11 protein-coding genes are annotated in these 12,549 nt (G+C 70.1%); 3 read left to right on the top strand and 8 right to left on the bottom strand.

The annotated features are described in order from the left end of the window. Positions 1–12: 12 nt before the first annotated feature. From O3S82_RS12885 to O3S82_RS12865, 5 genes are all read right to left on the bottom strand, one after another. Positions 13–1,182: an ABC transporter ATP-binding protein gene (locus O3S82_RS12885; RefSeq protein WP_179423257.1), complete on the bottom strand. Its 1,170-nt coding sequence runs from the start codon at positions 1,180–1,182 to the stop codon at positions 13–15. Positions 1,183–1,193: 11 nt separating this feature from the next. Then, complete coding sequence (locus O3S82_RS12880) at positions 1,194–2,033, bottom strand: carbohydrate ABC transporter permease (protein WP_179423259.1); 840 nt, start codon at positions 2,031–2,033, stop codon at positions 1,194–1,196. Between the two features lie 4 nt (positions 2,034–2,037). Further along, positions 2,038–2,961 carry a carbohydrate ABC transporter permease gene (locus tag O3S82_RS12875; RefSeq protein ID WP_269303316.1) on the bottom strand — a complete coding sequence of 308 codons (924 nt, stop codon included), beginning with the start codon at positions 2,959–2,961 and terminating at the stop codon, positions 2,038–2,040. Further along, positions 2,958–4,244 (bottom strand): ABC transporter substrate-binding protein, encoded by a 1,287-nt coding sequence (locus O3S82_RS12870; protein WP_269303314.1) that lies wholly within the window; start codon positions 4,242–4,244, stop codon positions 2,958–2,960. Before O3S82_RS12870 ends, O3S82_RS12875 begins: the two co-directional genes overlap by 4 nt. A 118-nt stretch (positions 4,245–4,362) precedes the next feature. After that, on the bottom strand, positions 4,363–6,039 hold the full coding sequence (locus tag O3S82_RS12865) for a glycoside hydrolase family 13 protein (RefSeq protein WP_269303312.1): 1,677 nt from the start codon (positions 6,037–6,039) through the stop codon (positions 4,363–4,365). Positions 6,040–6,077: 38 nt separating this feature from the next. Between O3S82_RS12865 and ndk the strand changes: the two genes are divergently transcribed. Continuing rightward, positions 6,078–6,485: a nucleoside-diphosphate kinase gene (gene ndk, locus O3S82_RS12860; protein WP_179423267.1), complete on the top strand. Its 408-nt coding sequence runs from the start codon at positions 6,078–6,080 to the stop codon at positions 6,483–6,485. A gap of 4 nt (positions 6,486–6,489) precedes the next feature. Further along, positions 6,490–7,269: a 3-keto-5-aminohexanoate cleavage protein gene (locus O3S82_RS12855; protein WP_269303310.1), complete on the top strand. Its 780-nt coding sequence runs from the start codon at positions 6,490–6,492 to the stop codon at positions 7,267–7,269. Between the two features lie 3 nt (positions 7,270–7,272). Here the strand turns inward: O3S82_RS12855 and O3S82_RS12850 are convergent, their stop codons facing one another. Next, positions 7,273–8,706: a CotH kinase family protein gene (locus tag O3S82_RS12850; protein WP_269303308.1), complete on the bottom strand. Its 1,434-nt coding sequence runs from the start codon at positions 8,704–8,706 to the stop codon at positions 7,273–7,275. Positions 8,707–8,817: 111 nt separating this feature from the next. Here O3S82_RS12850 and O3S82_RS12845 point away from each other — a divergent pair, with 111 nt between their 5' ends. Then, positions 8,818–10,125 (top strand): DUF2079 domain-containing protein, encoded by a 1,308-nt coding sequence (locus tag O3S82_RS12845; protein ID WP_269303306.1) that lies wholly within the window; start codon positions 8,818–8,820, stop codon positions 10,123–10,125. Positions 10,126–10,179: 54 nt separating this feature from the next. Here O3S82_RS12845 and O3S82_RS12840 read toward each other — a convergent pair whose 3' ends face one another. Then, complete coding sequence (locus O3S82_RS12840) at positions 10,180–11,574, bottom strand: class II fumarate hydratase (RefSeq protein ID WP_269303304.1); 1,395 nt, start codon at positions 11,572–11,574, stop codon at positions 10,180–10,182. 48 nt (positions 11,575–11,622) lie between these two features. Continuing rightward, positions 11,623–12,546, bottom strand: coding sequence for an alpha/beta fold hydrolase (locus O3S82_RS12835; RefSeq protein ID WP_269303302.1), 924 nt, complete (start codon positions 12,544–12,546; stop codon positions 11,623–11,625). Between the last annotated feature and the right edge of the window lie 3 nt (positions 12,547–12,549).

Here is a 12,549-nt window from a genome sequence, read left to right as displayed (position 1 = left end):
CTGATCTGCGGGTCAGGACCCGTGCGCCAGGTTCTCCCCGGACTGGGCGTCGAACACCTGGATCTTGCTGCTGTCGACGTACAGCTCGGCGCCCTCGCGGGCTCCCACCTTCGACTCCGCGCTGAGGCGGGCGTTGATCTGCGTGCCCTCGCCGGCCATGTCCTGGCCGGTGTCCTTCGCGAGGTCGTCGAGGTCGGCGTTCGCCGCGCCACCCTGCACCGTGAAGTACGCGTAGACGTCCGAGCCCATCTGCTCGACCAGGTCGACGTCGACGTTGACCCGGGCGCCGGGGGCGTCCGCCGCGACGAGTGAGGCGTCCTCGAAGTGCTCGGGGCGGATGCCCACGATGACGTCGCGGCTCGCGCTGCCCGAGCGGAGGGCTTCGCGGTAGGCGTCGGGGACCGGCAGCTCGCCGATCGCCGTCGAGAGCGACTCGCCCTCGATCGTCGCGGGCAGGAAGTTCATCGACGGGCTGCCGATGAAGCCGGCCACGAACAGGTTGTTCGGGTGGTCGTACAGCTCGGTGGGGGAGCCCACCTGCTGGATCTTGCCGGCGCGCATCACCACGACGCGGTCGCCCAGCGTCATCGCCTCGGTCTGGTCGTGGGTGACGTAGACCGTGGTGGTGCCGAGGGTCTTCTGGATGCGGGCCACCTGCGTGCGCATCTGCACGCGCAGCTTCGCGTCGAGGTTCGACAGCGGCTCGTCCATGAGGAAGGCCTTCGGGCTGCGCACGATCGCGCGGCCCATCGCCACGCGCTGACGCTGGCCGCCGGAGAGGTTCGAGGGCTTGCGGTCAAGGTGCTGCTCGAGCTCGAGCATCTTCGCCGCCTCGTCGACCTTCTGCTTGATCGTGGACTTGTCCACGCCGGCCAGGGTCAGCGGGAACGCCATGTTCTCGTAGACCGTCATGTGCGGGTAGAGCGCGTAGGACTGGAACACCATCGCGATGTCGCGGTCCTTCGGCGCCTTGTCGTTCACGACGGTGCCGTCGATCTTGAGGTCGCCGGTGGTGATGTCCTCCAGCCCCGCGATCATGTTCAGCGTCGTCGACTTCCCGCAGCCCGAGGGGCCGACCAGGATGATGAACTCGCCGTCGGCGATCTCGAGGTTGAAGTCCTCCACGGCGAGGGCTCCGTCGGGGTACCGCTTGACCACATGGTCCAGGACGATTTCAGCCATGATGTTTCCTTTCAGCCCTTGACGGCGCCGCTGGTGAGGCCGGCAACGATCCGGCGCTGGAAGAAGAGGACGAAGATGACGATCGGGATGGTGATGACCACCGCGGCCGCGGCGATCGACTGCGTGGGCTTCTCGAACGTCGTGGCGCCGGTGAAGTAGCTCAGGGCCGCCGGCACGGTGCGGGAGCGCTCGCTGGAGGTCAGCGAGATCGCGAAGAGGAAGTCGTTCCAGCACGAGATGAACACCAGGATCGCGGTCGTGAAGACCCCGGGCATCGCGAGCGGGGCGATGACCTTGCGGAACGCCTGGTAGGGCGTCGCGCCGTCCATCTTGGCGGCCTTCTCCAGCTCCCAGGGGATCTCGCGGAAGAAGGCGCTCAACGTGTAGATCGCCAGCGGGAGGGCGAACGTGATGTAGGGGATGATCAGGCCGAGCCACGTGTCGAACAGGCCGATCCCGGTGAGGATCTTGAACAGCGGCGTGACCAGGGCGATCTGCGGGAACATCGCGATCATCAGCGACGCGCCGACCACGAACTTCTTGCCCGGGAAGTCCAGGCGCGCCACCGCGTAGGCGGCCATCGTGCCCACCACGATCGCCACGAACGTGGAGATCAGGCAGATGCCGATCGAGTTGATCAGGGCCCGGGTGAAGCTGTCGTTCTGGAAGATCGCCTCGTAGTGCTCGCCCGTGATCTGGCTGGGCAGGAAGCGGCCGTCGTTGAGGGTCGCGTCGGGCTTGAGCGACAGCGAGATGATCCAGATGACGGGGATGAATGCGTAGAGCAGGACGATGGCGTTGACGCCCCACCAGATCGCCTTGCTCTTCGGCGTCTCGACTGCGGTGCTCATGACGTCACCTCTTCCCTTCGTCGGAGCCTGGTGCCGCTGCGCCGAACAGCTTCACGAAGATGATCGCGATGATGGCGATGGTGATGAAGATCAGCACCGACATCGTCGAGCCGATGCCGAGGTTGAGCCCTCGGATCAGGTTGTTGTAGGCCACGATCGAGACGCTGGACGTGTCGTTCGCGCCGCTGGTGAGGATGTAGATGTTGTCGAACACGCGGAAGGCGTCGAGGGTGCGGAAGAGGACCGCCACCAGGATCGACGGCTTGATCAGCGGGACCGTCACCTTCCAGAAGCGCTGCCACGGCGAGGCGCCGTCCATCGACGCCGCCTTCATGAGGTCCTCGGGGACGAGCGCCAGGCCGGCCATGAGCAGCAGGGCCATGAAGGGGATGGTCTTCCAGACCTCGGCCAGGACGATGATCCAGAACGAGCTCCACTGGCCGGTGAGCGGAGCGCTGTCGCCGGCGAGCCAGCCGATGTCCTGGCTCCAGGCGAAGCGCCAGCTGAACGCGGCGACGACGGTGACGATCGCGTACGGCACCAGGGCCGAGGTCCGCACCAGGCCGCGGCCCACGATCGTGCGGTGCATGACGATCGCCAGGCCCATGCCGAGCGCCAGCTCGAACGCCACGCTGACCACCGTCAGCAGGAGGGTGAAGCCGAACGCCTGCCACCAGATGTCGCTGGTCAGCACCGTGACGTAGTTGTCGAGGCCGACGAACTCGTTGTCGTCCGGTGTGCGCAGGTCGGCGCGGAACAGCGAGAGGTAGATCGCGTACGCGATCGGGTAGGCCGTGACCGCGATCATGAGGATCACGGCGGGCGCCACGAGCATCAGGCCCAAGCGGCGCTCGGCCTTCTTGCCCTCGCTGAACCGCTGCCGCGCGATCTCCGCGCTGTCGTCCTCCACCTTGTCCAGAACGCTCATGGCAGGATCCCCTTCCCTTCGATGGCGTCATTGATCGAGGAGTCGAGCTCCTTCGTCGTCTCCTCGGGCTTGATGCTCGAGGGCGGCGAGAGCGTGGACGAGATGATCGTCGAGATGTTCTGGTAGACCGGCGAGATCGGTCGAGAGCTGGCGGTGTTCAGGGCGGAGAGGAGCACCTCGCCCTGCGGGTAGGCCTCCTTGAACTCCGGGTCCTCGAACACCGTCTCGTCGACCGGGGGCTCACCGGCGGTCAGCGAGTGCTTGAGCTGGTTCTCCGGCGACCGCAGGCACATCGCGGCGTCGAAGGACTCCTTCGGGTGCTCGCTGAACTTGCTGATCGCGAAGTTCATGCCACCGACCGTGACCTTGGAGGGCTCGCCCTCGACGGTGGACGGGAACGTCGTGAAGGCCAGGTCCTTGGCGATGTCCGGGTTGGCCTCGCGCATCGCGCTCAGCACGTACGGCCAGTTGAGGCTGAACGCCGACTGGCCGTTCTGCAGCTGCGCGAAGACCTCGGGCTCCTGCGAGTTCGACAGCGACCGGTTCGCCAGGCCCGACGTGGCCAGCTTGTTCAGCAGCTCGAGCGACTGGGTGGTCTTGTCGTCGATGGTGGTCTCGGTGCTGTCCTCGTTGACGATCGTGCCGCCGTACGACGACAGGATCGTGTTGAAGCCGACCACGAGACCCTCGTAGCGGGCCCCGGTGAAGCCGATCTCGTACGGATCGCCGGCGTCCTTGAGCTCCTGGGCCATCTCGAACATCTCGTCCCACGTCTCCGGCGGCTTGCCGTCGCCGACCTTGTCGACGAGGGACTTGCGGTACCACATGAGCTGGGCGTTGGTGTGCTTCGGAATCGCGTACAGCTTGTCCTTCCAGGTGGCCGTCTCCAGCGGCACCTCGAGGGTGTTCTCCGAGGCCTGGGCGGCCTGCTCGTCGGTGAGCGGCAGGATCCAGCCGGCCTCGGCGAACTCGGCGGTCCAGACCACGTCCATGCCGATGAGGTCCATGCCGGTGTCGCCGGCGGCGAGGCGCCGGACCATCTGCTCGCGCTGTCCGTCGGCGTCGCTGGGTACGAGGTTGCCGACGATCTCGTACGCGCCGTCGGCCTGCTCGTTGCAGCCGTCGATCAGATCCTGGAACCCCGTGGCGGACGCGCCACCGAAGAGGTTGATGGTGGGGACCCCGCCGTCGTCACTGCCGGCGCAGGCGGTCAGTGACGCGATGAGCGTCGCAGCCGCGGCCAGGCCGACGGATCGGCGGGTCTTCCTCGATCGCCTTGTCACGTGCACCACCCGACCTTCCCCCGAGACCATGCGGCGTGCGACTCGAAGAAATGTGACGCCGCTCACACGAAACTACGGCGGGCGGACGAACGCCGCAAGTCAGGCGGCGCCGGGTGGCTCAGCCGGGTGCGATCCAGGCGGTGGTGTCGCCGGGCAGGCGGTGACCGTCGAGCGGGCCGCTGACCGACAGCAGCTCGCCGTGCGGGAGGTCCAGCGGCGCGGCACCGAAGTTCGTGACGACCTGCACCCGGCGCCCGCCGGAGCCCGTCACGGTGAACGCCAGCACGTCGTCGCCGGCCTCCTGCCAGTGCAGCTCGCCCCGGCCCAGGCCGTACTTGCGCCGCACGGCCAGCAGTCGCCTGTAGAGCTCGAGCGTGCTGCCGGCGACGCCGTCCTGGCGGTTGGGCGCGAGGTCGCCGTAGACCTCGGGCTGGGGCAGCCAGCTCTTGCCCGTGGGGCTGAACCCGAAGGCGGGCTGGTCGGCGTGCCACGGCACCGGCACGCGGCAGCCGTCGCGGCCCACGTCCTCGCCGTTCGTGCGAACGAAGGTGGGGTCCTGACGGACCTCGGGGGGCAGGGTGGTCGCCTCGGGCAGGCCGAGCTCCTCGCCCTGGTACAGGTACGCCGAGCCCGGCAGCGCGAGCATCACCGAGGTGGCTGCGCGGGCGCGGCGCAGGCCCAGCTCGTTGTCGGGCTGCGGGTGGTCGGGGCCGATGCCGAGCACGCGGGTGGCGCGCTCGATGTCGTAGGACAGGCGCGAGGCGTGCCGCGGGACGTCGTGGTTGGACAGGACCCAGGTCTGGGGCGCGCCCACGGCCGCGGTGGCCTCGAGGCCGCGGGTGATGGCCTCGCGCTGCTCGCGCGCCCGCCACGGGGTCATGAGGTAGCCGAAGTTGAACGACTGGTGCAGCTCGTCCGGACGGACGTAGCGCGCCAGCGCCTCGTCGGGGATGACCCACGCCTCGGCGACGAGGATGCGGTCGGCGTCCTGGCCCTCGACGCGGTACTCGTCCACGACGCGTCGCCAGTCGCGGTAGACCTCGTGCACGGCCGGCTTGTCCCACATCGGCTGGTGGCCCGTGGGGTGGATCGCGAGGTCGTAGTCCTCGGGGGAGTCGGGCAGGCCCTCCTCCTTGTGCAGGCCGTGGGCCACGTCGATGCGGAAGCCGTCGACGCCCCGGTCGAGCCAGAAGCGCAGGATCGAGCGGAACTCCTCCTGGACCTCGGGGTTGTTCCACTCGAAGTCGGGCTGGCTGGGGTCGAACAGGTGCAGGTACCACTGGCCGGGGGTGCCGTCGGGGTTCGTGGTGCGGGTCCACGCCGAGCCGCCGAAGTTGCTCTGCCAGTTGTTCGGCGGGAGATCGCCGTTCTCGCCCGCGCCGTCGCGGAAGATGTAGCGGCCGCGCTCGGGGCTGCCGGGCTCGGCGGCCAGCGCCGCCTGGAACCACACGTGCTGGTCCGACGAGTGGTTGGGCACGAGGTCGACGATGACGCGCAGGCCGAGCTCGTGGGCACGCGCCGCGAGGGCGTCGAAGTCCTCGAGCGTGCCGAAGAGCGGATCGACGTCGCGGTAGTCGGCGACGTCGTAGCCCGCGTCGTTCTGCGGGCTGGTGTAGAACGGCGACAGCCACACGGCGTCCACCCCCAGCGCGACCAGGTGGTCCAGGTGCGCGGTGATGCCCGGCAGGTCGCCGATGCCGTCGCCGTCCGCGTCCGCCCAGGACCGCGGGTACACCTGGTAGATCACGGCGTCCCGCCACCAGGCGGGGGTGGTGGTGTGCGTGCTGTCGACCATGGGAACTCCTTGGCGCGCGCGGAGGATAGGTTGGGCACATGACGCAGCGCACGCTTGTTCTCATCAAACCCGATGCCGTGGCCCGGGGCCTCGTGGGGGCCGTGCTCTCGCGGTACGAGACCAAGGGACTGCGCATCGTCGCGATGGAGCACCGCTCGATCGACGCCGACATGGCAGACGCCCATTACGCCGAGCACACCGAGCAGCCCTGGTACCCGCCGCTGCGGGCCTTCGCCACCTCCGGACCGCTCGTGTCGCTGGTCCTCGAGGGCGACGAGGCGATCGAGGTCGTGCGCGCCCTGAACGGCGCCACCGACGGCCGCAAGGCCGCGCCCGGCACCGTGCGCGGCGACTTCTCGCTGTCCAACCGCGAGAACCTCGTGCACGCGTCCGACTCCCCGGAGTCGGCCGAGCGCGAGATCTCCCTCTGGTTCCCGGAGCTGTGACTCCGTGGGCGGGCGCTCGTTGATCCAGGCCTGTCTCAACGGCGCGCGCCCTCCGGCCGCGCACCCCGCCCTGCCCGTCACCCCCGTCCAGCTCGCCTCCGACATCGTCCGTGCGGTCGAGGCGGGCGCCGACTGCATCCACCTGCACCCGAAGGACGTCGACGGACTCGACACCCTCGACGCCGACGCGGTCGACGCGGTGATGACCGCGGTGCGCTTCGTGTCCCCGTCGGTGCCGATCGGCGTCACCACGGGTGCCTGGGCGCTGCCCGACCCCGCCGCCCGCGTCGAGGCGATCCGCCGCTGGACCGTCCTGCCCGACCTCGCCTCGGTGAACTGGCACGAGACCGGCTCCGAGGCCGTGGCCGCCGCCGTGCTGGAGCACGGCATCGGCATCGAGGCCGGACTGTGGAGCCTCGACGCCGTCGAGGCGTGGGCGCAGTCCCCGTTGCGTGGCGACGTGGCGCGCGTGCTGATCGAGCTGCCCGAGAGGATCGGCGAGACCGAGCTGGTGATCCTCGCCCAGGACATGCTCGAGGCGGTGCGGGCCGTCGACCCGCGGGTGCCGGTGCTGCTGCACGGCGAGGCCCGCTCCGCGTGGCCGGCCCTGCGTCACGCGGCCGCGCTCGGGCTGGAGACCCGCATCGGACTCGAGGACACCCTGCGGCTGCCCGACGGCAGCACGACACCCGACAACGCCGCGCTCGTGCGCGCGGCCCGCGAGCTGGCCGACCGGCACACGATCCCCGTGGGACTGCCCGAGGAGGACGTCCCGCTGGCCTGAGGGTCAGCCCTGCTCGAGCAGCTCTCCGTCGAGCCACGCGACGCGGCGCTCCAGCCACCGGTGCAGCAGGTCGACCTCGTTCCGCCAGCCCTCGCCGGGCTCCACCGCGGGGTCCTCGTTGGCGAAGACGAACGTCTCGGGGTCGCTGTCGAGGGGGCTCGCCGCGATCGGCAGTCCGGGACCGTCGACCTCGGGTGGGCTGAAGTTGTCCACCGCGTCGTCCTCGATCACGGCGGCCCGCTCGTCGACGAAGTCGCCGATCGTGCCGAGGTCTTCGGACACCTCGCTCCACCGCTGCGCCACGCGCTCCGCGAACTCCGGATCGGACATCAGCACGTTGTAGTAGTGGCCCTGCCGCTGGTTCCACACCTGCGTGGGGGAGAAGGCGCGCCGCCACGCGGGGTCGTCGCTGATCCCGTACCAGGACCGCTGCAGCCACCAGCCCTTCGGATGGTCGAGGCGCCAGGAGCCGTTCTTGCGGTTGCCCTGCGAGGCGGTGAAGTCCCACGGCGGTCCCATCGCGAGGGTGTCGTCGCCGCGCAGCACGAAGTGGACGTCGTCCTGCAGGGGGCTGCCCAGGTTCTTGGTCAGCTCGTTCACGAGGTACCAGTTGGCGAACGAGTCGAGGTCGAGCCGGTCGCGGTAGCCGTTGTCCGGGAACGCCGGGTCGTACAGGAGGTCCTCGATCTCCTGGAAGCGCGCGGCGACCTCCTGGCGGTCGGCTGCGGAGCCCTCGTCGAGGTACACGCGCAGGCCCCGCTCGGTGCGGAACCGGGGCCGGTCCGCGAGGTCGCGGGCGTCGGCCAGCAGCAGCTCGTCGTCGGCGGCGATCTCGACGCGACCGTCCTGGACGGTGGGGCGCTCGCCGAGCAGGTACAGGCCGCACGCGGTGCCGTTGATCTCGAGGTTCGCCGGCACGAGCCGCGGCACCCAGTCGAGACCGATCCGGCGGGCGATCTCCATCGCGGTGGCGCTGCGCAGCAGCGACCGGTCGGCGAACTCGTCCAGGAGGACCCAGTCGCGCGAGGCGGGCAGGCCCAGGACGGAGGCGACCTCGGAGAGCTCGAGGTCGTAGGGGCGCTTGAGGCTGTTGAAGGGATTCGCCGTCTCGGTCACGGAGACGGCGGCGGAGAGCTCCTGGCGCTCGTGCCCGGGCGCCGTGATCGCGAGCTCGACGTCGGTGGGGTCCGTGACGCTCGTGACGAGGTCGTGGCACGGTGCGGCCGGCTCGGTCGCGAAGTCGTCGGTCGGCACTGTGAGCCGCACGGTGGCGACGCCGTCGACCTCGACCTCCGGCTGCACGGTCGCGGACGTGGAGGGCTCGTTCGCGCCGTCGGCGTCTGGAGCGGAGCGCAGGTTGACCGCGATCACGAGCGCCATCAGCCCCAGCAGCGCGAGGGACACCACTGCCACCGAGACCGCCCGAGTCCTGCTCATGGACGAAACCCTACGTCCCACCACTCCCACCAGCCCGGCCCGGCACCGCCACGGCGAGACGACGCGCCGACGACCCGCAACCGAGGGTTACCGCCGGGTACGGTGTCGAGCGTGAACCGTTGGATGCCTTGGGCCTGGGGTGCGGTCGTCGGGCTGCTCTACAGCCTCGTCTCCGTGCTGTCGTGGCGGCGGCTGACCGTGAACTCGTGGGACAACGCGATCTTCGAGCAGGCCGTCAAGGCCTACTCGCGGTTCGAGGCGCCGATCGTGCCCGTGAAGGGTCCCGGCTACAACATCCTCGGCGACCACTTCTCGCCGATCGACGCGCTGCTGGCGCCCGCGTACTGGCTGTTCCCGTACGGCCAGACGCTGCTGGTGGCCCAGGGGCTGCTCATCGGCCTGTCGGTCGTGCCGGTGACCCGCCTGGCCGTCGATCGGCTCGGCGCGCGCGTCGGCTGGACGATAGCGGTCATGTACGGCCTCGCCTTCGGCTTCGGCAACGCCGTCGTCGCCGACTTCCACGAGGTCGCCTTCGCGGTCCCGATCCTGGCGATGGCGGGCGTGGCGTTCGTCGAGCAGCGGTACGCCGCCGTCGTCTGGTGGTCGCTGCCGCTGCTGCTGGTCAAGGAGGACATGGGCGTCACGGTCGCCGCGGTCGGGGTGGCCCTGTGGCTGGTCGGGGAGCGTCGCCGCGGACTGATCCTGGCGATCGTCGGAGCCGTCGCGCTCGTCCTCGTCGTGTGGGTCGTCATCCCGGCGTTCAACACCGGGGGCGGGTACGACTACACGGGCAACCTCGGCGGCGAGGTCGGGATGTGGGAGACGCTGACCACCGAGGCCGACCGCAAGCTGCTCACCCTGCTGCTCACCTTCGGGGTCACGGGCTTCGCGGCGCTCTGGTCGCCGTGGGCCGTGGTGGCCGCGCCCACCTTCCTGTGGCGATTCCTCGGCGACGTCGAGTACTACTGGGGCACCGACTGGCACTACTCGATCGTCATCATGCCGATCGTCTTCGTGGCGATGATCGACGCGATCGGCAGGCGGCCACGGCTCGAGTGGCCGGGCGTCGTGCTGGGCGCCGCCGTGGGCGGCTACCTGCTGGCCGGCGGTCCGGTCGTGAAGCTGCTCGAGCCCGAGACCTGGGAGGCGTCGCCCCGGCGGGAGGCGATGCAGGAGGCGATCGGGACGATTCCCGAGGACGCCGTCGTCGAGACCGACATCGCGGTGCTGAAGTACCTCACCGGCAGCCACGACGACGCCTACTGGATCGGGACGATCGGCGACGTCGTGCCCGACTACATCATCTTCGACCGTCAGCTGACGCAGACCGACCCCGTCCAGCACGGGGCCGAGCACGGCGCCTCGTACGAGATCGTCTTCGACCGCGACAACTACGTGGTCGCCCGCAAGGTCGGCTGAACGACGGACGCCGCCCGCCCCGAGGGGCGAGCGGCGTCCGAGCGAAGCCCAGCCTCAGGGGTGGGTCATGTTCATGACGTCGAGCGCGGCGTCGAGGTCGGCCTCGCTGATGTCGCCCCGCTCCACGTAGCCCTCCTCGATGACGACCTGGCGGATCGTCTTGCGCTCCTTGACCGACTTCTTCGCGATCGCGGCGGCGTTCTCGTAGCCGATGTGGCGGTTGAGCGGCGTCACGACCGACGGGCTCGACTCGGCCAGCTCGAGGCAGCGCTCCACGTCGGCGGTGATGCCGTCGATGCAGCGGTCGGCCAGCGTGGTGGAAGCGTTCGCCAGCAGGCGCATCGACTCGAGGATGTTGCGGCCGATGACCGGCAGCATGACGTTGAGCTCGAACGAGCCCGAGGCGCCGGCGAAGGCGATCGCGGCATCGTTGCCGATGACCTGGGCACACACCATGAGCGTGGCCTCGGGAAGCACCGGGTTGACCTTGCCGGGCATGATGCTCGAGCCGGGCTGCAGGTCGGGCAGGTGGATCTCGCCCAGGCCGGTGCGCGGGCCCGAGCCCATCCAGCGCAGGTCGTTGTTGATCTTGACCAGGCTCACCGCGATCGTGCGGAGCTGGCCCGACATCTCGACCAGGCCGTCGCGGGCGCCCTGCGCCTCGAAGTGGTCGCGTGCCTCGGTCAGCGGCAGGCCGGTGCGCTCGGCGAGGATCTCGATGACGCGCTGCGGAAAGCCCTTCGGCGTGTTGATGCCGGTGCCCACGGCGGTGCCGCCGAGGGGGACCTCGGCGGTGCGGGGGAGCGAGGCCTCGACGCGCTCGATGCCGCGGCGGATCTGCGCGGCGTAGCCGGCGAACTCCTGGCCGAGGGTGACGGGCGTGGCGTCCATGAGGTGGGTGCGGCCCGACTTCACGACCTCGGCGAACTCGGCGGCCTTGGCCTCGAGGCTCTTCGCGAGGTGGTCGAGGGCCGGGATCAGCACGGTGGTGGCCGACTCGGTGGCGGCGACGTGGATCGAGGTGGGGAACACGTCGTTGCTCGACTGCGAGGCGTTGACGTGGTCGTTCGGGTGCACCTCGATGCCCGACGCCTTCGTCGCGAGCGTCGCGATGACCTCGTTCGTGTTCATGTTGCTCGAGGTGCCCGAGCCCGTCTGGAAGACGTCGATCGGGAAGTGCGCGTCGTGGGCGCCGGAGGCGACCTCGTCCGCCGCGGCGACGATCGCGTCGGCCATCGCCTGGTCGAGGATGCCGAGCTCGGCGTTGGCGGTCGCGCAGGCGGCCTTGATCTGCGCGAGGGCGCGGATCTGGGCCGACTCGATGGGCGTGCCGGAGATCGGGAAGTTCTCGACGGCGCGCTGCGTCTGGGCGCGGTAGAGGGCGTCGGCGGGGACCTTGACCTCGCCCATGGTGTCGTGCTCGATGCGCCACTGAGTGTTGTCGGTCATGCTTCGCACCCTAGTGGGCGCAGGTCGCGAGGCGGGTGCGAGGTCGGCTCAGCGGGCGCGGGCCGCCGTGGCCGCGATCGCGTCGACGAACGTGTCGTACAGCTGCGCCGGCAGGTCGTGCCCCATCCCGGCGATCTCGAGCAGGGTGGCGCCACGGATCGCATCGGCGGTGGCCCGTCCGCCGGACCGGTGCACGAGGAGGTCCTTCGTCCCGTGGATCACCTGGGTGGGCACCGTGACGGCGCCGAGTCGCTCGGTGCGGTCGGGCTGCGTCAGCACGGCCATCATGTGGCGCGAGACGCCGCTGGCGATCCAGCCGCGGTCGTAGGTCTCGAGCGCGCGGGCGTAGGCGACGTCGTCGGGCGTGGGGAACGCCGGCGAGGCCACGACCTTGCTGTTCCTGACCGAGAGCTCGGCGTACTCGGGGCGGGTGCGGCCGGCGGGGGCGAGCATCGTGCGCATCACGAGCGGGTGGATCCAGCCGACGCGGCGGCGGCCCGTGGTGGACATGATCGAGGTCAGCGAGCGGACGCGGTCGGCGTGGTCGACCGCGAGGGTCTGCGCGATCATGCCGCCCATCGACACCCCGACGACGTGGGCGGACTCGATGCCCAGGTGGTCGAGCAGCGCCGCGGCGTCATCGGCGAGGTCGTCGAGACCGTAGGGCGCCGTGCCGCGGCCGAGGTACGCCTTGATGACGTCGGCCCGCGTGACCGGGTGGTGCCGCAGCTTCGTCGAGCGACCCGTGTCGCGGTTGTCGAACCGGATCACGTGGAAGCCGCGGCGCGCCAGTCGCGCGCAGAAGTCCTCGGGCCACCAGGTCATCGGGCCGCCGAGGCCCATCACCAGCAGGACGGGCTCGTCACGCGGGTCGCCGAACGTCTGGTGGCACAGGTCGAGCCCGTTGGGCAGGTGCGCGAACAGCTCGTCGGAGACCGCGACGGTCTCCTCGCCGGCCTGCCCGGGACCCATCGG

This window comes from Aeromicrobium sp. HA, assembly GCF_027171405.1.
Taxonomy (GTDB): domain Bacteria; phylum Actinomycetota; class Actinomycetes; order Propionibacteriales; family Nocardioidaceae; genus Aeromicrobium; species Aeromicrobium tamlense.
Note: the sequence above shows the minus strand (reverse complement) of the source record. Positions and strands in the feature narration are given on the sequence as shown.